23 protein-coding genes are annotated in these 20,768 nt (G+C 41.5%); 18 read left to right on the plus strand and 5 right to left on the minus strand.

Annotated elements, in window-relative coordinates; all coding sequences use genetic code 11:
* The first annotated feature begins 159 nt into the window (after positions 1-159).
* From ACFSX4_RS01065 to ACFSX4_RS01080, 4 genes are all read left to right on the plus strand, one after another.
* Positions 160-1,941, plus strand: coding sequence for an ABC transporter ATP-binding protein (locus tag ACFSX4_RS01065; protein ID WP_377770679.1), 1,782 nt, complete (start codon positions 160-162; stop codon positions 1,939-1,941).
* A complete protein-coding gene (locus ACFSX4_RS01070; protein ID WP_377770681.1) occupies positions 1,934-3,697 on the plus strand; it encodes an ABC transporter ATP-binding protein in 1,764 nt (587 codons plus the stop codon). The genes ACFSX4_RS01065 and ACFSX4_RS01070 overlap by 8 nt, the downstream gene beginning before the upstream one ends.
* 84 nt (positions 3,698-3,781) lie before the next feature.
* Positions 3,782-4,486, plus strand: a complete 705-nt coding sequence (locus ACFSX4_RS01075; protein ID WP_377770683.1) for a cytochrome c biogenesis CcdA family protein — start codon at positions 3,782-3,784, stop codon at positions 4,484-4,486.
* Position 4,487: 1 nt separating this feature from the next.
* Positions 4,488-4,982 carry a CcdC family protein gene (locus ACFSX4_RS01080; protein WP_377770685.1) on the plus strand — a complete coding sequence of 165 codons (495 nt, stop codon included), beginning with the start codon at positions 4,488-4,490 and terminating at the stop codon, positions 4,980-4,982.
* Between the two features lies 1 nt (position 4,983).
* Here ACFSX4_RS01080 and ACFSX4_RS01085 read toward each other — a convergent pair whose 3' ends face one another.
* A complete protein-coding gene (locus ACFSX4_RS01085; RefSeq protein ID WP_377773403.1) occupies positions 4,984-5,484 on the minus strand; it encodes a DUF2621 family protein in 501 nt (166 codons plus the stop codon).
* Between the two features lie 165 nt (positions 5,485-5,649).
* Between ACFSX4_RS01085 and ACFSX4_RS01090 the strand changes: the two genes are divergently transcribed.
* From ACFSX4_RS01090 to ACFSX4_RS01125, 8 genes are all read left to right on the plus strand, one after another.
* On the plus strand, positions 5,650-6,423 hold the full coding sequence (locus ACFSX4_RS01090) for an acetoin reductase (protein WP_377770687.1): 774 nt from the start codon (positions 5,650-5,652) through the stop codon (positions 6,421-6,423).
* A 133-nt stretch (positions 6,424-6,556) separates the two neighbouring features.
* Positions 6,557-7,711 (plus strand): MFS transporter, encoded by a 1,155-nt coding sequence (locus tag ACFSX4_RS01095; protein WP_377770689.1) that lies wholly within the window; start codon positions 6,557-6,559, stop codon positions 7,709-7,711.
* Positions 7,712-7,827: 116 nt separating this feature from the next.
* Entirely contained in the window at positions 7,828-8,103 is a 276-nt protein-coding gene (locus ACFSX4_RS01100; protein ID WP_377770691.1) for a hypothetical protein, read from the plus strand.
* 80 nt (positions 8,104-8,183) lie between these two features.
* Entirely contained in the window at positions 8,184-9,377 is a 1,194-nt protein-coding gene (locus tag ACFSX4_RS01105; RefSeq protein ID WP_377770693.1) for a DUF418 domain-containing protein, read from the plus strand.
* A 63-nt stretch (positions 9,378-9,440) separates the two neighbouring features.
* Positions 9,441-10,118 carry a response regulator transcription factor gene (locus ACFSX4_RS01110; protein WP_377770695.1) on the plus strand — a complete coding sequence of 226 codons (678 nt, stop codon included), beginning with the start codon at positions 9,441-9,443 and terminating at the stop codon, positions 10,116-10,118.
* A 4-nt stretch (positions 10,119-10,122) separates the two neighbouring features.
* Positions 10,123-11,115 (plus strand): sensor histidine kinase, encoded by a 993-nt coding sequence (locus ACFSX4_RS01115; protein WP_377770697.1) that lies wholly within the window; start codon positions 10,123-10,125, stop codon positions 11,113-11,115.
* A 98-nt stretch (positions 11,116-11,213) separates the two neighbouring features.
* Complete coding sequence (locus ACFSX4_RS01120) at positions 11,214-11,975, plus strand: ABC transporter ATP-binding protein (protein ID WP_377770699.1); 762 nt, start codon at positions 11,214-11,216, stop codon at positions 11,973-11,975.
* Positions 11,962-13,914 (plus strand): FtsX-like permease family protein, encoded by a 1,953-nt coding sequence (locus tag ACFSX4_RS01125; protein ID WP_377770701.1) that lies wholly within the window; start codon positions 11,962-11,964, stop codon positions 13,912-13,914. The genes ACFSX4_RS01120 and ACFSX4_RS01125 overlap by 14 nt, the downstream gene beginning before the upstream one ends.
* 348 nt (positions 13,915-14,262) lie before the next feature.
* Here the strand turns inward: ACFSX4_RS01125 and ACFSX4_RS01130 are convergent, their stop codons facing one another.
* Positions 14,263-15,300: a C45 family autoproteolytic acyltransferase/hydolase gene (locus ACFSX4_RS01130; RefSeq protein ID WP_377770703.1), complete on the minus strand. Its 1,038-nt coding sequence runs from the start codon at positions 15,298-15,300 to the stop codon at positions 14,263-14,265.
* Between the two features lie 14 nt (positions 15,301-15,314).
* Positions 15,315-15,875 carry a histidine phosphatase family protein gene (locus ACFSX4_RS01135; protein WP_377770705.1) on the minus strand — a complete coding sequence of 187 codons (561 nt, stop codon included), beginning with the start codon at positions 15,873-15,875 and terminating at the stop codon, positions 15,315-15,317.
* A 130-nt stretch (positions 15,876-16,005) separates the two neighbouring features.
* Between ACFSX4_RS01135 and ACFSX4_RS01140 the strand changes: the two genes are divergently transcribed.
* Positions 16,006-16,917, plus strand: a complete 912-nt coding sequence (locus ACFSX4_RS01140) for an alpha/beta hydrolase (protein ID WP_377770707.1) — start codon at positions 16,006-16,008, stop codon at positions 16,915-16,917.
* Positions 16,918-16,929: 12 nt separating this feature from the next.
* Here the strand turns inward: ACFSX4_RS01140 and ACFSX4_RS01145 are convergent, their stop codons facing one another.
* The gene (locus ACFSX4_RS01145) at positions 16,930-17,136 is read right to left on the minus strand and encodes a hypothetical protein (protein ID WP_377770709.1); all 207 of its coding nucleotides are present in this window, start codon (positions 17,134-17,136) and stop codon (positions 16,930-16,932) included.
* A gap of 126 nt (positions 17,137-17,262) precedes the next feature.
* Here ACFSX4_RS01145 and ACFSX4_RS01150 point away from each other — a divergent pair, with 126 nt between their 5' ends.
* Genes ACFSX4_RS01150 through ACFSX4_RS01170 form a run of 5 tightly spaced genes read left to right on the plus strand, consistent with a single transcriptional unit; the run spans position 17,263 to position 19,991 of the window.
* On the plus strand, positions 17,263-17,883 hold the full coding sequence (locus ACFSX4_RS01150) for an N-acetyltransferase (RefSeq protein ID WP_377770711.1): 621 nt from the start codon (positions 17,263-17,265) through the stop codon (positions 17,881-17,883).
* Positions 17,880-19,058 carry a M20 metallopeptidase family protein gene (locus ACFSX4_RS01155; RefSeq protein ID WP_377770713.1) on the plus strand — a complete coding sequence of 393 codons (1,179 nt, stop codon included), beginning with the start codon at positions 17,880-17,882 and terminating at the stop codon, positions 19,056-19,058. The genes ACFSX4_RS01150 and ACFSX4_RS01155 overlap by 4 nt, the downstream gene beginning before the upstream one ends.
* The gene (gene crcB / locus ACFSX4_RS01160) at positions 19,051-19,431 is read left to right on the plus strand and encodes a fluoride efflux transporter CrcB (RefSeq protein WP_377770715.1); all 381 of its coding nucleotides are present in this window, start codon (positions 19,051-19,053) and stop codon (positions 19,429-19,431) included. Before ACFSX4_RS01155 ends, crcB begins: the two co-directional genes overlap by 8 nt.
* A complete protein-coding gene (locus ACFSX4_RS01165) occupies positions 19,428-19,781 on the plus strand; it encodes a fluoride efflux transporter FluC (protein ID WP_377770717.1) in 354 nt (117 codons plus the stop codon). The genes crcB and ACFSX4_RS01165 overlap by 4 nt, the downstream gene beginning before the upstream one ends.
* A gap of 24 nt (positions 19,782-19,805) precedes the next feature.
* Positions 19,806-19,991 (plus strand): hypothetical protein, encoded by a 186-nt coding sequence (locus ACFSX4_RS01170; protein WP_377770719.1) that lies wholly within the window; start codon positions 19,806-19,808, stop codon positions 19,989-19,991.
* 93 nt (positions 19,992-20,084) lie between these two features.
* On the opposite strand, the gene ACFSX4_RS01175 is transcribed toward ACFSX4_RS01170, so the two are convergent.
* On the minus strand, positions 20,085-20,735 hold the full coding sequence (locus ACFSX4_RS01175; protein ID WP_377770721.1) for a hypothetical protein: 651 nt from the start codon (positions 20,733-20,735) through the stop codon (positions 20,085-20,087).
* Positions 20,736-20,768 lie beyond the last annotated feature (33 nt).

The raw sequence follows: 20,768 nt of genomic DNA on the forward strand, positions 1-20,768 counted from the left end.
TACAGAATTCTGTAGTGTCTGTTTTTTTGTGAATAAAATACCTAATAGGCCGTCGGTATGAAATCCTAAAAAATGGATGAAAATCAATTGAAAAGTATTTCAAAATCCGAAATATATGGTAGAATTTGTTGTGATACTAAGGTTTGGAGGGGGAAGGCTATGAAGGTTTATAAAGATTTGTGGTGGTTCTTTAAAAAAGAGAAAACCGGCTATTTATTCGGAATTTTAATGCTTGTGCTGGTTGCTTTAATGGAACTGATACCGCCGCAGGTCATCGGGCGTGTCATCGACAGTATTTCTGCAGACACATTAACACCCCGGAATTTAACAGTATTTTTAGCAGTACTGGTCGTTGCGGCCATATTAACATACATATTCAGATACTTCTGGCGGGTATTAATATTCGGTGCCAGCAACAGGCTCGGTAAAATCATGCGTGAACGTCTGTTTCGTAAATATGCAAAGATGAGTCCTTCGTTTTATCAGGAGATGCGGACCGGGGATTTGATGGCCCATGCAACAAATGATATCCGGGCGGTGCAGATGACAGCAGGGGCGGGTATTTTAGCGATTGCCGATTCTTTAATTACAGGCGGTGCTGTCCTGATTACGATGGCTGTGACCATCAGTCCGAAACTAACATTAATCGCCATGATTCCACTCCCGTTAATGGCAGTTCTCACCAGCTATTACGGAAAGCTTTTGAACAGAGGCTTTAAAAAAGCACAGGCGGCATTCAGTGCTTTAAACGATAAAACACAGGAAAGTATTGCGGGTATTAAAGTTACGAAAACATTCGGATATGAAAAGAGTGACCAGGACGATTTTAAAACACTCAGTGATGATGTGGTTCAGAAAAACTTGAAAGTATCCAAAATCGATGCACTCTTTGATCCGACGATTATGCTCGTCATCGGGGCGAGTTATTTTCTATCCGTATTTTTCGGTGCCCGGATGGTCTATGCGGATGAAATTACTATCGGGCAGCTGGTTACATTTACGACCTATCTCGGCATGATGGTATGGCCGCTTCTCGCACTCGGATGGTTTTTCAATCTCGTTCAGCGGGGCTCTGCTTCATATGAAAGAATTAATAAAATCATGAATACGAAAAACGATATTAAGCAGGATAATTATATTCAGGCACTGCCAAAAGGCGAGATTGAATTTAATATCGACCGTTTCAATTTTCCAAAAGATGAGTCCGATGGCATCCGTGATGTTAATTTTAAAATCTCCGAAGGTGCGACTGTCGGTATTGTCGGCAGGACAGGCTCCGGTAAAAGTGCGCTCATCAGACTTTTGCTGCGTGAGTTTGATACGGAACATGCGGATGATATTTTATACGGCGGCATTCCGATCAGGGATTATAATATTAAAACACTCCGGGACAGGTTCGGCTATGTGCCGCAGGAGCATTTCCTGTTCTCAACAACGATACGGAAAAATATTGCCTTCAGTAATCCTGAACTCGATGACTCTGTTATTTTTGAGGCGAGTACATTGAGTGATATCCATAAAGATATTTTGAATTTCCATGACGGTTACGACACGGTTGTCGGTGAGCGCGGCGTCTCTTTATCAGGCGGTCAGAAACAGCGGATTTCGATTGCCCGTGCCTTAATTATGGAGCCGGAAGTTTTAATTCTGGATGATTCATTATCTGCGGTTGATGCAGAAACAGAAGAAAAAATCCTTAATAATATGCAGAAAGCACGTAAAGGAAGAACGAATATTATCACTGCTCACAGAATGAGCGCTGTGAAAAATGCAGATTTAATCATTGTGATGGACAATGGTACAGTCATTGAAAGAGGGACACATGATGAATTGATGCAGGTGAAGGGCTGGTACTATGACACGTATAATGCTCAGGCACTGCGTGATTCTCTGACACATGAACTGGATGATATGGTGGAAGGGGATGATCGTGATGAATGATACAGTAAAATTAAGTGCCCGTGACCAGTGGGAAGTGCTCGTCCGGCTGATTAAGTATACATTTCCTTTTAAAGGCATTATCACACTCGCATTTATCATGCTTTTAATCTCGACTTTTGCTGGAATCGCAACACCTTACATTGTCATGGTGTTTATTGATGACTATTTAACGCCTGGTGTATTCCCGGAACAGGATATGATGTGGCTGATTATTATCTTTTTTACAGTACAGATTGTCGGTGCGCTCACGACGTATTTCAATATTTACCTGTTTCAGTATCTGGCATTCAGGGTGATTCAGCAGCTGCGGATTGACGCTTTCAATAAAATCGGGACACTCGGCATGAAATATTTCGATAAAGTGCCCGGCGGCAGTATTGTGTCTCGGTTAACGAATGATACCGAGGCGATTGTTGAAATGTTTATCGGTGTTTTTGCGTCATTTTTGATGGCGGTATTCATGATGACATCGAGTTACATTATGATGTTCATTCTGGATGTCCGGCTTGCTGTTATCGCACTGTTGTTTATGCCGGTGATTATTATTATGCTGATGGTTTACAGGAAATATTCAGCAATGTTCTTCTCGAAAGCCCGCCAGTTATTGTCGGATTTAAATGCGAAACTTGCTGAATCTATTGAAGGCATGAAAATCATTCAGGTATTTAATCAGGAGGAACGTCTTGAACGTGAGTTCAAGGAAATCAATGACGACCATTATAATTATAATATGCGGACAGTGAAAATTGACGGTCTTCTGCTTGGTCCAGCCATCAGCATGATTTCAATTATTGCGGTGGCGGTGATTCTCGGTTATTTCGGTCTTTTAAGTTTTGAAGCGGGTGTGACGGCAGGGGTGATTTTTGCCTTCATCCAATACATCGAGCGCTTTTTTGAGCCGATTAATCAAGTCAGTCAAAATTTGAATGTGTTCCAGCAGGCACTTGTTTCTGCGAGCCGTGTGTTTACACTGCTTGATGATGATACGCTTGAACCGCGTCAAAATGAGAATGAAAACAGCATCATGACGGATGGAAAGATCGAGTTTAAAGACGTGACGTTCAGTTATGACGGGAATGTTGATGTGCTGAAAAATATTTCATTTACGGCGAATCCTGGTGAAACAGTAGCACTTGTCGGCCATACGGGGTCCGGAAAAAGTTCGATTATCAATTTATTTATGCGGTTTTATGAGTTTGAAAGAGGAGACATACTGATTGACGGACACTCAATTAAAGAGATTCCGAAAACAGAATTGAAACATAACGTCGGTCTCGTGCTTCAGGATCCGTTCATCTTTTACGGCACGGTAAAATCCAATATAAAACTGTATCATCCGTCGATGACGTTTGAAGCGGTGAGGGCAGCGGCTGAATTTGTCCGTGCGGATAAGTTTATTAACAAACTGCCCGGGACTTATGAACATAAAGTGATCGAAAAGGGGAGTGCTTTTTCGAGCGGTGAACGGCAGCTTCTGGCGTTTGCCCGGACGATGGCCATTCAGCCGAAGATTTTAATTCTCGATGAAGCGACGGCGAACATTGATTCCGAGACAGAGGAGGAAATCCAGAAATCTCTTGAAGTGATGCGCCGTGGCCGGACAACACTTGCGATTGCCCACAGGCTCTCTACGATACAGGATGCAGATTTAATTCTTGTATTAAACAGGGGTGAAATTGCCGAAAGAGGGACGCATGATGAACTGATTCAAAAGGACGGTATTTATCATAAGATGTACACGCTTCAAAACGGCTGATACTAAATGTCATAAAATATTCTCATAAGAGTGTATAACCCCCGGTCATGTTCTGATAAAATGAGTGTGATTGGGGGTTTTACCATGGGTAGTGAAGTGACTTTCTTACTCGCATTTGGTGCCGGGGTGCTGAGCTTCATCTCACCATGTGTGCTGCCTGTATTCCCGGCTTTTGTTTCGTATATTACGGGTATGAGCTATAACGAAGTTGAGAATCAGAAGTTTAACATGAGAGCCATACTGCATACATTATTTTTCTTAATCGGATTCAGTATTATATATATTGCGCTCGGATTCGGGACATCATTTTTCGGCGGATTCTTTATAGAACACGGTGATTTAATCAGACAGCTCGGTGCGATTATGATTGTTGTATTCGGACTGGTGATTACAGGTATTTTAAGATTTGATTTTTTAATGAAAGACCGGAAGATTCATTTTAAAAACAGACCGTCAGGTTTTCTCGGGTCTATTTTAATCGGTATGGCATTTGCTGCCGGCTGGACACCATGCAACGGACCGATTATCGGTGCGATTTTTGCGATGAGTGCGACAGAACCGAGTAATGCATTAATGTTGATGGTGATATACTGTCTTGGTTTCGCAGTACCGTTCTTTGTACTCAGTTTCTTCGTATCAAAGACACGCTGGATGCTGAAGTATTCAAATACGATTATGAAAGTCGGCGGTGTCATTATGATTTTGATGGGAATTTTACTGTATTTTGACGGACTGACAAAAATAATAATCTGGTTACAGCCGTTATTCGGCGACTTTCAGGGGTTTTAATATGGAAAATATCAATATTGAAGCAGTTTTATTTTCAATCGCATCCGTGATGGCTGTGTTGATGGGGATTGCCGTCATTTTTATCAGAAAGCGGGCATCGAAAGAGCCGCTCACTATGAAAAAAGTCGTCATACCGCCTATAGCGATGTCGACTGGTGCATTGATGTATGTATTTCCGTATTTCAGGCTGACGTCATTTGAGATATTTGAAGCGGTGGCTGTTGGACTGGTGTTTTCAAGTGTTTTAATATTAACGACAAAATATGAAAAGCGGGACAATGAATTGTATGTGAAACAGTCGAAGTGGTTCCCTGTAATACTCGTGGCGCTGCTTGTCATCCGGCTCGTTTATAAATCGATTCTTTCCATCAGCATTTCACCCGGCGAAATCGGCGGTATGTTCTTCCTCCTCGCATTTGTCATGATTGCGATGTGGCGGGCATCAATGTTTTATCATTTAAATGTATTTAAAAAACAGCAGGCGAACGAGTCTTAAACTACTCGGTTCGTCTGCTGTTTATTTTTTCTGTCTGTTCGAATATGGAGAATTTCTGCTTTTCATCATCTGCATACTGGAACAGGTCCTCATATGCTGTATAGTCAATATTCAATTCTTTCAATTTCTTCTTCATAAACTTATGATCACGCTTTGGTGTTGCAATAATGTAGCCCTTCATAATCTGATCAAGCTCTATTGTTTTGACGCGTTCATCCAGTGCGATTTTTGAAATCCTTCCGGCAATACGTTCTTTTGCCACATCCCTGAATATTTCCGGGACCGGGCTGACCAGTTCATTAAGCAGTGCTTTCGCATCATCATTCCAGAGCGGCAGTGCTTTTTCTATGTAGTGGTCCTGCCAGTCAAGTTCACTGTAGCCGTCTTCTTTAGGCATCCGTTTTAAGAACTTTCGAAACATAAAATAACCGCCGATAATCATTAATCCGAGCATGATAAATGTCCACAGGGCAATACCCCACATAAAAATACCATTCGACATCGTCTCTTCCATACCCTCACCTCACTGTCATTATAGGCATTTATTATGCGCTTGTCCATCAGAGAAATTGTGACAATAAATACTGCAGGCACCTGCTGTATATCAGTGTGTTCAATAAAATAAACATGTTATAATGAATGCGATTACAAAAGGAGGGTGTTAATTATGCCAAAGACAGCAGTAGTTACAGGATCCGCAGGCGGATTAGGAAAAGGAATTGCAGAAAGGCTCGCAATGGACGGCTTTAATGTTGTACTGCATGATATTAATGAAGAACTTCTTAAGGAAACCGAAGAAGCGTTTAAAAAGCAGGGGTATAATGTGGCTTCATATAAAAGTGATGTGTCATCTAAATCGGAACAAACGGAATTGACAGCATTCGCGGCTGAAACTTTCGGGCAGCTGGATGTATTTGTGAATAATGCAGGTATTGATGCGGTGACACCATTTTTGGAAGTTGGTGAGGATCAGCTTGAAAAATTGTTCAGGGTAAACGTATTCGGCACAGTATACGGTACTCAGGCAGCGGCAGAACAGTACAAGAAACAAGGCACTAAAGGTAAAGTGATTAATGCATGCAGTATCGCAGGGCACGAGTCTTATGAAATGCTTTCTGTCTATTCTGCAACAAAACATGCGGTGCGTTCATTTACACAATCATCGGCAAAAGAGCTTGCCCAATTTGGGATTACTGTTAATGCATACTGTCCGGGTGTCGCAAAAACTGCAATGTGGGACCGTATTGATGAAGAGATGGTTAAGTACAATGATGATATGGAACTAGGAGATGCGTTTAAAGAATTTTCTTCTGCGATTAAGCTCGGCAGATATCAGGAGCCGAAGGATGTTGCGAATTTAGTGTCATTCCTTGCGTCGAGTGATTCAGACTATATCACAGGACAATCCATATTGACCGACGGCGGACTGGTATATAGATAAATTACAGATGTTATTGAGCTGCTTCATTCAGAAGCAGCTTTTTTATATTCATAATTTTCCTCTTTCTAAAAAAACTAATGCATTTAAATATGTATTAAAGTATAATTGGAAAGTTAGGGAGGTATAATATAGTATGAATAAAAAACTAATTGCGACGTTTACCGTCGGTGTATTTTTACTTGGAATGATGGAATTAATCATTTCAGGAATTTTGGAATTAATGAGTGATGATTTAAATATGTCACATGCAGTGACCGGTCAGCTGATTACGGTATATGCCGTAGCGTTTGCTGTTTTCGGACCGATTCTGGTCAAATTGTCTGAGAGGTATCAATCAAAGCCGATTATTATTGTCTCTCTTATTGTCTTTATCATTGGTAATGTTATTTTCGGCTTATCTTCAACATTTTTAATGCTTGCTCTCGGCCGTGTTGTGACAGCAATGGCTGCCGCGGTATTTATTGTGAAAGTCATGGATATGACGGTGATATTATCGGCGCCTGCTGTAAGAGGTAAGATGATTGCGCTCGTATACATGGGATTCAGTGCTGCGAATGTTTTTGGTATTCCGCTCGGAACACTGGTGGGTACTGCATTTGGTTGGAGAAATATTTTTATTATCGTGATTATACTCGCTGTCATCGTTGGTATCGGGGTGCTTACTTTTGTGCCGAACCGCTCATCTGAAAGTGTCGGGGAAATTGCGAAATCCCGTATTAAAAGCAAAAGAAATGTCTTTTTATATATCGGGGTGACGATGGCTGTATTGATTGGGAACTATATTGTGATTGGATATATTTCACCGCTCATGACGTCAAACGGCTATGTGCTTGAAAATGTATCCATCGCTTTATTTATTGCCGGTGCCGGCGGGATGCTCGGTACCTTTATCGGGGGTAACCTCGTAGATAAGTTCGGTTCTAAACGGACGATTTTTGTGATGCTGATCTTGTTCAGCATATCGATGTTCTTCATGCCGTTCTTATACGGCAGCCCGGTGTTGTTTTATGGTAACTTATTTATATGGAGTGTATTCCAGTGGAGTACATCGCCTGCTGTTCAGTCCGGCCTTGTTGAGAATGTGGAAGGGTCTGTTGCAGAGGTGTTCAGCTGGAACATGTCAGGCTTGAATCTCGGTATTGGTATCGGTGCTGTGATCGGAGGGATTTTCATCAGTAACTTCGACATTTCCTATGCGCCGTGGGTGAGTCTCGTGATTGTTTTAATGGGCCTCATTTTTGTGTCACTGGTTAAAAATCCGGAACAGGCAGACAGCCGGGCGGAATAGACCGGTTGTCATCTGAAATGATTCAGGCGCTCAGAGTTTCAGTGTAAAGAGAGATTGCTTGATTATTTGAGCTTTAAGACTATATAATATAGATTAATAGTTTTGAGGTGACTAAAATGATTATTTCTATACTGATTTATCTCGGTCTGTCGTTCGCAGTCATATACGGAATAAACTTCTTTAATCTCGCTTATGTGGATTATTCAGTGGCGAATATCCTGGTGACATTTATCGCACTGGTACTTTTACGTGTGCTATACACAGTATTCATTAAGTTTATGAAAGTATTTTTATTTGCTGTAGTGTTTGTGCCGCTGGTCGGCCTGTTTGGATACTATATATATTCATATGTAACCGGTCAGCCGGTTGAAATGATTGCCTGGCCGTTTTAAGGACTCAATTTTTGAGTCCTGTTTTTTTGTCTTCTTTTTTGTGATATATTAAATTGAAAATGCATATTAAGGAGGTAGCCATGAGTGGTTTAAACGAACCTGTCAGCTTCAAAGACCGCGTTCATGAGATTGACGGTATCCGCGGCTTTGCTTTGCTGGGAATTTTAATGATGAATATTATGAGTTTCGCATCACCAATGATGCAGTACAGTATTGAGGGCAGAGAAAATACATTATTTACTTCAACTGCTGCAGATGAGGGTGTAATTATGTTCATCAATACATTTGTTACAGCTAATTTTTATACAATGTTTTCATTTTTATTCGGACTTGGATTTTATATATTTTTAACACGTGCCAATGAAAAAGGGCATCATGCCAATCGATTATTTATCAGAAGAATCATATTACTGCTGTTGTTCGGCCTGATGCACGGTATTTTACTGTGGTACGGAGATATTCTTTGGACATATGCTGTTGCCGGGATATTTCTTCTGTTGTTTTATAAGCTGTCGCCGAAGACAAACCTGATTACGGGTATTGTCATCTTATCTGCAGGGACTGTTTTCACACTGTTGATTGCCGGGTTGGGTTCTATGATGGGTGACATCGAAGGGACTTCAAGCTTCAGATTATGGTTTGATATGCAGGAGACAATTTTAAACGGCAGTTATATAGATGTGATTATTATGAACAGCAGTATTATGACCTTAATGCTGTTCCAGGCATTTGTAACTGTACCGAACGTACTGGCAATGTTTTTAATCGGTTTATATGCAGCTCAGAAAGGAATATTTCAAAACCTTGATGCCCATCGCACTTTAATTAACAGAACAGCTGTCATCGGCCTTTCTGTCGGGCTTCCAGTGAAAATTTTAAGCGGCTACGGTCTCACATACGGCGGTATGGATCCGTTCTGGTCATCCATCGGTATTCTCGCAAATACACTCGGCGGTCCTTTAATGGCGCTTTCGTACATTGCACTCTTTATCATTATTGCAAGAAAGACAAAAGTGTTTGTGAAACTCCTTCAGCCGGTGGGGCAGATGGCTCTGACAAATTATATTTCCCAGACTGTCATTATGCTCATTATCTTTTACGGTTTTAACTTTTTCAACCAGGTGTCACCGGTATGGTTTATTCCGATTGTGATATCAGTGTTTATATTCCAAATCGGATTCAGTCATATATGGATGCGTATCTTCAGATACGGTCCTCTTGAGTGGCTGTGGCGTTCATTTACGTATCTTAAATTGATGCCGATTAAAAGATAATACTATAACAGTGGTTCAGTTTCATTTATAATGAAGCTGAATCTTTTTTTGGATGTGGGGATAATGCAGAAACTATTTATCATAGAAGATGATGAAGTATTAATGGAAGAATTAAAAACACGGTTCAGTGAGTGGGACTGTGAAGTTCAGGGTGTCCGGGATTTCGGTAATGTGGTTCAGGAGTTTATCGATGCAGGACCGGACCTTGTAATTATTGATGTGACGCTGCCGAAATACGACGGTTTTTACTGGTGCCGTATGATCCGGAATATTTCGAGTCTGCCGATTATATTTTTATCTTCCCGTAACCATCCGACGGATATGGTGATGAGTATGCAGATGGGGGCGGATGATTTTGTGCAGAAACCGTTTAATTTTGAAGTGCTGGTCGCGAAAGTCCAGGCGATGCTCAGACGGGCCTACGAATATCAGAATCAGAGCATTGATGTTTTTAAGTTCAGAGATGCGGTATTTAATTTTAAAAAGCTGACAGTAGTGAAGGGTGAGGTCACCATCGAACTCACTAAAAATGAATCGAAAATACTGTCGATATTAGCGGGAGATGTCAATCAGGCTGTCAGCCGTGAACAGCTGATTGAGCAGTTATGGGATGATTCAAAATTTATCAGTGATAACACGCTGACTGTCAATGTGAACAGAATCCGTAAGAAGCTGGAAGAAATCGGTCTCGAATCGGCCATTGTCACAAAGACCGGTCTCGGCTATATATTGAAGGAGTAATGATATGTACATAAAAGAACGTCTCCCGTGGATTATTTTGTTTTTAATGTTCAATGCATCCATACTTGTCATTGGTTTAATCGACAGTTCAATTCCTGATCTTTCTGTTATGTATGTCATCATGATTAATACTTTAATGCTCGTCATTTTTATCATTTGGGATTATATGAGGCAGCGGAATTTTTATTCAGATATTAAAAACTTAAATGTACCCGATGATATCGACGGTCATCATTATGCGAATACATCACTCCAGCGCGAAGTTCATGACAGTCTCCGCCGGCTGAAACAGAGTCATGAGGAACTGATTCTCACAGAGTCGAAGAAAACACGTGAAAATCTGGATGAACTGACGCGCTTTGTCCACGATATGAAAATGCCGTTAACAACAATGCATCTGATGATTCAGGATGTTGAACCGGTACAGCGGGAAAAACTTCTCGCGGAGATGGGTCGGCTTGAAGAAATGCTGAATGAAATTCTTTATGTGAAACGACTGCCGAACATTAAAAATGATCTGTACTTTGAAGATGTATCGCTTGAAATACTTTTAAATCATTCGATAAAAAAGCTGCGTCATATATGTATGAGTAAGGGGATTGGTTTTGATGTCGTTACGGATGTTGACACAGTAGAGTCCGATGTAAAGTGGCTGCAGTTTATCATCGACCAGCTGCTCTCAAACAGCGTCAAATATTCGGAAAACAGCACGATAGAAATCAGTACGTATCATGATTCCGGATATGATTATATTAAAATCAGAGACTTCGGCCGCGGCATTAAACCTGAAGATATTAAGCGGATATTTGATTCAGGTTTTACGTCAACCAGTGATCATGACGACAGTCATGCAACAGGAATGGGTCTTTATTTGACGAAAAATGTGGCAGATGTTTTAAATATTAATGTTGATGTGTCGTCGGTGTACGGTGAGGGGACCACTGTGACACTTACGTTTTCGAAACAGAATACATTTAACCAAATCACTTCTATGTGACAAAACTGTCACATAGAAGTATTTTTTGTGAGGAGAATCGAGGGATAATCACTAAAAAGCAGTGTAAAGTGGAGTTAAAGATTACAGGAGGCGTGATTATGCTATTAGAAGCTAAAGATATAAGAAAGAATTTCGGCAGTAAATTAAATCGTACTGAAGTATTAAAAGGAATTGATTTTGGACTTGAGAAGGGTGAATTTGTATCTATTATGGGACCTTCCGGTTCGGGTAAAACGACAATGCTTAACGTGCTCAGCTCCATCGACCGTGTATCCAGCGGTTCAATTATGATCGGCGGAGAGGATTTTACCAAGTTGAAGGATAAAAGACTCGCAGACTTCAGAAAAAATGAACTCGGATTTATTTTCCAGGAATATAATCTGCTTGACACTTTGACGGTAAAAGAAAATATACTGCTTCCGTTGTCCATCCGGAAAATGTCTAAAAAAGAAGCGGACCGACAGTTTGAAAGTACTGCAGGACAGCTCGGGATTGAGGATTTAAAAGATAAATATCCAGCTCAGATTTCCGGTGGTCAGCAGCAGCGGACAAGTGCTGCACGTGCGTTTATCCACCAGCCGAAAATTATTTTCGCAGATGAGCCGACAGGGGCACTGGATTCAAAATCTGCGAGTGAGCTGCTTTTAAAATTAAAAGAGATGAATGAAGAAATGGATACCAGCATTTTGATGGTGACACATGATGCGACAGCTGCAAGTTACTCTGAACGGGTGGTATTTTTGAAAGACGGAAATATTTATTCTTCTTTATCACGCGGGGAGAAATCCCAGGAAGCGTTCTACAAAGAAGTCATGGATACACAGCGTGTACTGGGTGGTGTTTTAGATGAGTCTAAATAGTCTGATCGTAAAAAACTTCTTTAAAAATCTGAAAAACTACGGATTATATATATTCTCGCTTATTTTCAGTGTGGCACTTTATTTCTCACTGCTGCTGTTGTCAAAAGACCAGTCTGCAAGTGAAGAGATTTCTTCAAGCACCGGACTTGGTGCAATGTTTACTGTCGGTTCTGTGCTGACACTCATTATTATTGTGATGTTTGTATGCTTTGCCAATATGATTTTCATCAAGCGCCGTCATAAGGAACTTGCATTATTCCAGCTTGTCGGTATGAATAAAATGAAGATTTTCCGTATTCTTGCTCTTGAAAATGCATTAATGTATTTCGGAAGTTTAATAGCGGGAATCGGTGTCGGTGTACTCATTTCAAGACTGTTTATGATGGTTTTACTAAAAGTAATGAGAGTCGATATGGAAGTGAGTCTTTTATTCTCAGGGAGTGCAGTCATTCAGACAGCCCTGGTATTTATCGCGATATTTGTTGTTTTAATGGTACAGAATTATTTATTTTTAAGAGGGAAGAAACTAATTGATCTTTTGAAACTCGGACGGACTTCAGAGCAGAAGGTCAAAGCATTTGGTGCCGGTACTGTCATATTCGGTATCATTGGTATTTTGATGATTGGAACAGGATATTATTTATCAACAATTATGTTTGATTCAGCAATCGGGAACCCAATATTTCTATTCATCCTGATGCCGTTAATACTGTTTCTGACCATTGCAGGAACCTATATTACGTTTAAATGTTCAGTGGCATTTATATTGAACATGATCCGTAAACGTAAGGGCGGACATGTCAATGTGAACGATGTACTGTCAACGACAAGTATTATGTTCAAAATGAAATCCAACTCATTCCTGCTGACAGTCATCACCACACTGACCGCATTGAGCATCAGTCTGATGTCAATGGCGTATATTTCATATTATTCTGTGGACTCTCAGATAGAAAATTTATATCCGTATGACTATACTTTCATGAATGAAGAAGATTATGATTTCTATACATCATTACTTGAAGATAATGATATTGAAGTCACACCACAGGTGAAGAACTTTATTCATTATGAGGTGAAAGAAGGCGGTGCAGTAACCTTCAGCGGTGCCGGGGGCAATAACCAGATGACTGACGGCAGTGGAGCGAGTTTAGTTACCATCAGTGAAAATGAGGTTGATGATTTTGATGTCGCTGAGAATGAAGTTTACATCACTGGTATTAATTCACTAATGGAGACATTCATGGAGTTTAACACTGGTGAAATCATGACATTCATGGATGGAGAAGGGTTCGAACGTTCTGTAGAAGTGGTTGATATCACTGATGGAAGTGTACTTCCTACACAGTCGACATTCGGTATGCCGGTAGCTGTAGTAGATGACACTGTTTATCAGGAAATGGAAGAGAATGTGCCGGTGAGAAATACAGAATTTGAATATCCAACAGAACTTTATGCGCTTGATATTACAGATGGCGACAATGAATCAGTACTGGAGCTGATGGATAGTGAAGAAAACCCGCCGTTTGAATCAAAACAAATATCTTATACAGCCATGTTTGAGTCAATCGGCCTTACCATGTTCATCGTCGGCTTTGTCGGCTTCAGTTTCCTACTGACTTCAGGATGTATACTGTACTTCAAGCAGATCGGCGAGTGTGAAGATGAAAAAGGATCGTATAAAGTACTGAGAAAACTTGGTTTCAGTGAAAATGAAATCATCCGCGGACTGTCACTTAAAATGGTAATCACGTTCGGAATCCCGCTTGTTATCGGACTCGGACACACCTATTTCGCGGTGAAGGCAGGCTGGTTCATATTCGGAACCGAGCTGTGGACTCCGATGCTGACAGTAATGGTTGTCTACACGATACTGTACTCAATCTTTGCCCTCCTTTCACTTGGATACTACAAAAAAGTCGTGAGACAAAGCCTGTAATTTCCTGTTTTGCTCACGGGGCGGTACAGATGCTCTGGAATTATGACATCTGTGCCGTTTCACACCGGGAAACGCTTTGGATGAATGAAGTTCACCCTAGCTGTGTCGCACCACGCTACAGGTATCCTGAAATTATGGAATCCGTGTCGTTTCACGCCGGGAAACGTTACAGAATAATGAAGGTCACCCTAGCTGTGTCGCACCACGCTACAGCTACCCTGGAATTATGACATCTGTGCCGTTTCACACCGGGAAACGCTTTGGATGAATGAAATCCACCCAACCTGTGGCGGGACATCATCAAAAAAGCGTAACGTCGAGGAGCAATTCCTCAATGTTACGCTCTTTTTATTTACGTTTCCAGTCGGCCCGGGTGAAGGGAAGGTCAGTGTCGATTTCGCTTGTAATTCGAGAGGGGATGGACGTGTCACCGCCGAGCCAGGCGCCGAAGTCGAAGTGGTTGAAACCGCCGCTTCCGATTCGGATGTCTGTCGTTAAATGATTCTTGTCGTAATATGACGTGTGGATCGTTCCCGACCAGCTCCGATAGTTGTCGACATAGAGGCCGTGGTCTTTATTCGAAAATAAATCCAAAAGTTTCGCTTTTTCAGGCGCCTTGATGTCCTTCACGATATCGAGGCGTTCTTTGGATTCTTTAACGTAGCGCCTGTTCTCTTCTGTCATGCCGAGATAATGGTTGGTACATACATGATCATTCCGGAAGACGACATTTCTCGATGACGCTTCCGCGATGAAGGAGTCATTATTTTTATCCTGAATGATATAGCTGAAGCCGCCGCGGTGGGGCAGTGATTTGAGTAAATGCCGGGCATCATCCGCTGTTTTGCATAATTCGAGAATGAAACGCGAAATGATGAAACATGTGAAACCGTCAAACGGTGCTTTCCGGTTCATAAAGTTGTAGGCGGAGACAAGACCGTGTTCGTTCATGCCGTCCATCCGCCCGGTGACTCTTGAAGCGGGACCGATGTGCGCGTAACCGTGGTCCGGCTTAAACAGTTTATAGATGCCGTCATAAGTATTCGGATGATAGTCATAGTTTCTGATAAAATGCTGCGGGTCAAAGTACACACTGCAGCCGGAGTTTTTCGGGCTGATTCTATAGTGTGCGAGATTCAGTAAAACCTCGTGGTCTGTTAAATCGAGACTGTCTTTTAAGCCCATGAGTTCTTCCCAGATATGAGGCGCAAAGTGCTGATAGATGCTTTTTGTTTCGTTATAATCGAGGTTGAATTTCGGACGGCGCTTGATCCATTCAAACGCACGGTTTTCCATATAAAATGTCTGTTTTAATTCCGCACCCTGCTGCACACCATAATCATAGTGGCTGCCGCGGAATGTATTGATGCTGACTTCAATGTTCATATTTAAAACTCCAGTTAGTGTGTTTTGATGTTTACATCTGTGACTTTGTAGAGTTCGCCGTCACTTTCAAGTATTGAAACAGAACAGTTATCAAGTTTTGTGAACACAAGGTCCACTTCATCTGTGAATAAAGTAAGGATTGCCTTAATGATCCGGGAATGAGCTGTCGCTATGACAATCTCATTTGTATAATTCCGGTCGATAAAGTCAATGACACTGCGTGCACGATTTAAGAGTTCTTCGGGTGTTTCTGCACCCGGCAGATCGCCTTCAGGGTAGCGGAGGCGTATGTTTTCAATGTGGTCACCTTCAAACGGGCCGAAGGACTGTTCCATTAAATCGTCGAGACATTTAATCGGCAGCCGGTGATTTTCATTAATCGTCTCACCGGTTTTATATGCGCGGGACAGCGGACTCGATAAAAACCGGTCAATATGTACATTTTTAAAATAATCACGTGCAAAATCAGCCTGTTTAAGGCCATCGGAATTTAACGGGATATCGCTTGACCCCTGCAGTTTTAATGCGGAATTATAATCTGTCACGCCGTGGCGGACCAAATATATTTTAGTCATCTTATCACCTCATAAACTTTATGAGTATATGATAACATTCAAAGTGGATAATCATATATAATTTAAATTGAACGTATTAAAATATTTGAAATTTTATTTAGTATTATAATGACAGAAAGGATATGTGAATATGAATCTGCAAAGTTTTTATATCGGTGATTATCATGCTGAAGTGACAATGATGCTCGGTGAAGGGGAGCCTTCAAAAGACGGCAGGCCCGCAGTGGTAATCTGTCCCGGCGGCAGTTATATGTACTGCTCCAAAAGAGAAAGTGAGCCGGTCGCCTACCGTTTTTTGGAAAAAGGCTACCGCGTGTTTATATTAAATTATTCAACCATTGGTACGATGATTGAAAAAGAAGGCAGAACACCTTCAAGGGACGAGTTGTATCAGATTGCTTCTATGGTTGAAGATGATAAAGTTCTTGGTTCCGAGTTCCCGAATCCGTTAATCGAGCTTGCGTTAACACTTGTGTTTATACGTGAGAACTGTCATGAATTTAATGTCAATCCTGATAAAATCGGTGTTATTGGTTTTTCAGCAGGCGGGCATCTCGCTGCGAGTCTCGGTGTGCATTGGAACAGTGAGTGGCTGAAAGAAGCGGTCGGCAGTGAACCGAGATGGTTCCGTCCGAATTTCCAAGTCCTGTCCTACCCGATATTAAATTATGTATTAAATGAAGAAATTGCCAATGAACGCGGTATCGGCGATCCGAAATTTATGTCCATGGCAGCACGGATGGTTTTTGGTGCGGAACAGAAACCTGAAATTGTCGAGCGTTCCATAGTAAAAGATTTTGTGAATGAAGACACACCGCCGACATTTGTCTGGCACACGCTGCAGGATAAACTGGTCTTTATTCAAAATTCAATCGAGTTTGTTGAGGCACTCGAGAATAACCGTGTCCCTTGGGAATTCCATACATTCAACAGCGGGGAACACGGACTCAGCCTGGCATCTGAAATTACCGGCAGAGTCGATAAAAGAGCACAGCAGTGGAACGGACTGATGTTCAGCTGGCTTGAGGAAATTATCCATTAAAAAAGAAGATGCCTATTTCCGGCATCTTCTATAATTTATTGAATACAGTGTATAGGTTTCTGAATGATGAGGATAGATCAATTCAAGAAAAGTATCTTTTTCGTTTAACATGTCATTAATATACTTTTTCTTCAAGAGTTTTGTCTCTTTGCTGTCATTAACAACTTGAAGATCTGTCTTTTTCGTGGTGGAGTCACTGTACTTGACGATTACTGTCATTTGCACCATCTCCTCATGTTACTTATAACCGATGTACAGATAGATTAAACATGTTAAATAATTAAGAAAATATTTTATGAACGATGATATAGGGATGTGTTTGAGATAGAAATCAGAAAATTGGAAATGAAAGAAATAGAAAAAGTACTTAAGCTTCAGGAGAGTGTTCACCGGCAGCTGGAGGATAAAGAGGTGCTTCAGACATTAACTGAAGAGGAATTTAAAGAAATTTTTGGTCAGGGTTTTATTGTCGGAGTGTTTGACGGTGAGCAGTTAATCGCAAGCCGCTCGATGTTTATACCGCCTGTCGATGAGCCAGAGCATCTGGCTGATGATTCCGGAATTCAGGATAAAGAGAGTGTGATTTATTCTGAAATCAGCTTTATAGAGCCTGTTTACCGCGGACAGAAGCTTCAGACCCGTATGGGTGAATATTTAATTGATGAAGTGACTAGAGACGGGCGTTTCAAATACTGTCTGACAACAGTGATGCCGACGAATGCTGCGAGTCTGAAAGACAAGTTTAAACTGGGCTTTAAAATCATGGCGACGAAATATAAATACAACGGTAAACGGAGACACATATTAAGGCTCGATTTGCATCAACAGCTGAAAGTATCGGGTGAAGCAGTGAAAGTACGGTATAATGATGTTGAATGGTCGATGGCATACGGTGATGATTATATCGGCGACCGGTTTGACGGAGAGTTTTTATATTACTATCAAAAAACGGAGGATTTAAAATGAGTATGAATCAGCAGATTATTAAAGATGCAGTGGAATTCAGACGTCTGCTTCATCAGTTCCCGGAGCTTAGTGACGAAGAATTTGAAACATCAAAACGTATTGAAGATGCACTCAATCAATACGGGATAGAGTATCAAAAAGGATTTGCTGGAACAGGTATTCTCGGGATTATTAAAGGGAATCATCCGGGTAAAACAGTGGGGCTCAGAGCAGATATTGATGCGCTGCCGATTGATGAAATTTCAGGTGAAGCATTTTCGTCTGAACATCCGGGTGTCATGCATGCATGCGGGCATGATGCACATACATCAATGCTCATCGCAGCAGGGCGTATACTTAAAGAAAGAGTGGACGAAATTCACGGAACAGTATTGTTGATATTCCAGCCGGCAGAAGAAAAAGCACCGACAGGCGGTTCACAGAAAATGATGGATGACGGTGTCTTTGATGAGTATACACCGGACGTGTTAATTGCACAGCATGTATGGCCGGGTCTTGAAGTCGGTAAGTTCGGCGTGATGGCAGGACCGATTATGGGAAATTCCGACCGCTTTAAGATTGATGTGAAGGGTGTCGGCGGTCATGCATCCATGCCGCATGATACTGTCGATGCGATAGTGGTCGGCAACCAGATTATTTCAAGCCTTCAGACTATCGTCAGCAGAAATGCAGACCCATTCGGTCCGGCAGTGGTGACAGTCGGCAGTTTCCACGCAGGAAGCGAACCGAATATCATTGCTGAAACTGCAGAAATCAGGGGCTCTATCCGGTCTCAGTCCGATGAGATGAAGCAGCTCGTTAAGTCCCGTTTCCATACAATAGTAGAAAATGTTGCGGCGGCGATGGGAGCGGAAGTGGAGATTGAATATCTGGACGGCTATCCTGCAACTGTCAATGACAGTGAATGGGCGGATCAGATCCGAAGTACTGTTGTTTCTATGCATGGTGAAGACGCGGCACCAGAATTACAGCCGAGTCTTGCGGGCGAAGATTTCAGCCGGTTTTTACAAAAATATCCGGGTGTATACTACTGGCTCGGTTCATCTGTCGGGGAAGGGCAGAAGCCGCTTCATAATCCAGGGTTTAGATTTAATGAGGCCGCGATGCCTTACGGTATTGAAACAATGGCCCAGGGAGCGATAGATACATTACAGACTTTAAAGAAAAATGTTTAAATATGCTGCAGTCGGCACTGCCGGTGCACTCGGTGCATCAGCCAGATATATCATTACAGTCATGGTGCCGGCAGAAAGCGGCTTCCCACTTGCCACGCTGCTCGTTAATTTAATTGGTGCGTTCTTATTAACATTTACCGGTTTTTATTTATTTCAGAGAATAAAGATCTCGGACACCTTGAAAACGGCTGTTTCTGTCGGCTTTCTCGGATCATTTACCACCTTTTCAGCCCTCAGTCTGGAAACGGTCAGTCTTTTAGAAAACGGCCGGCTGTTTACAGCAGCGGCTTATGTGCTATTGAGTATTTCAGGAGGCGTCCTGATGTCTTATGCAGGATATTTATGTCACAGGCTTCCGGGGAGAAGAACATGAATATGCTGATGCTTATGATTGGAGGCTTTCTCGGTGCTGTGGTAAGGTTTTTTATATTACAGAAGTTTGAAGGGAAAGCATCCTTCGTGACTGTGATAGTCAATACGTCAGGTGCATTTGTGATTGGTTTATGTACCGGGCTGGCAGTGAATACACCGATGTATCTGCTTTTCGGTATCGGTTTTGCCGGTGCATATACGACTTTTTCGACAATGTCCAAAGAATTTTTTGAAATGTTGAAGAACAGAAATTATAGAGAATCCATTAGTTATTTATCTGTAATTTACGGATGCGGATTTTTATTAACAGCTTTCGGAATTTATTTAGGAACGCTTATTCAGCAGCTATAAGAACGATAAATGTGAGGTGACAGGATGAAAAAAATAAGAATTAATTATAAAGACGGCCGGCATAAAACATTTAAGTCCAGCATGCATACAGCTGAAAGTATTCAAAAGGAAGTAAATCACGCTCTCGAGAAAGGGCGGGATTATCTTTTAGTATCGGGGATTGAGATATACCCGGACCTTGTCAGAGAAGTGAAAGAAATACAGAAATGAAGTGTTGAAGACAGGCTGATATTCAGTGATGTCTTCTTTTTTTATAAAAAAAAGACGGAATGCCTGTGCATTCCGCCGGGTTTAATGATTATTTTACGGTCTGAATTCCATCCGTTCATTTCTGTCATGACTGTCAAATACGCCGATAACATCTTCATCAGCATTTCTGAATTCCAGTGCCGGAAGTGTGCCTTCAGCATTATCATACAGAATGCCTGAAGTCATTTCTCTGATGGAAGTTCCGATGCCTTCAAGTTTAGATTGAAGCCCTCTTTCGTTAATGTTTCCGATATTTTCATCTACATGAACAACAAGGTCTGAATACTCATCGTTTTGTGACTCGATGGAAATGATGAAATCATCGTTTGTGCGGTCCTCAAATCTCTGCTCTATAATATCTCTTTGATTGTCGGATACTGTACTGAATGCAGACGCGCTTTCCTCTGTTTCAGTGCTTTCTTCCGTACCTTCCTCTTCAGTTTCAGAAGATTCTTCTTCTGATTCAGATGCTGCCTCTTCACCAGCGGTCTCTGTTTCCTCTGTAGAATCAGCTTCTTCTGTAGAGTCAGTTTCCTCTGAAGTTTCATTTTCAGTGGATTCAGTTTCACTGCTTTCACTGTCGGATTGTACTTCAGTTTCTTCATTGTCAGTTTCATTTTCTGCATTCTGTTCGGAATCATTGCTGCACGCAGCACCAAACATCAGCATAAAGGATAATGGAATACCATACATTAGTTTTTTCATAATTAAATCACCTTTCTTTTTAAAATATAGTCA

The organism is Corticicoccus populi, assembly GCF_042686195.1.
GTDB lineage: Bacteria > Bacillota > Bacilli > Staphylococcales > Salinicoccaceae > Corticicoccus > Corticicoccus populi.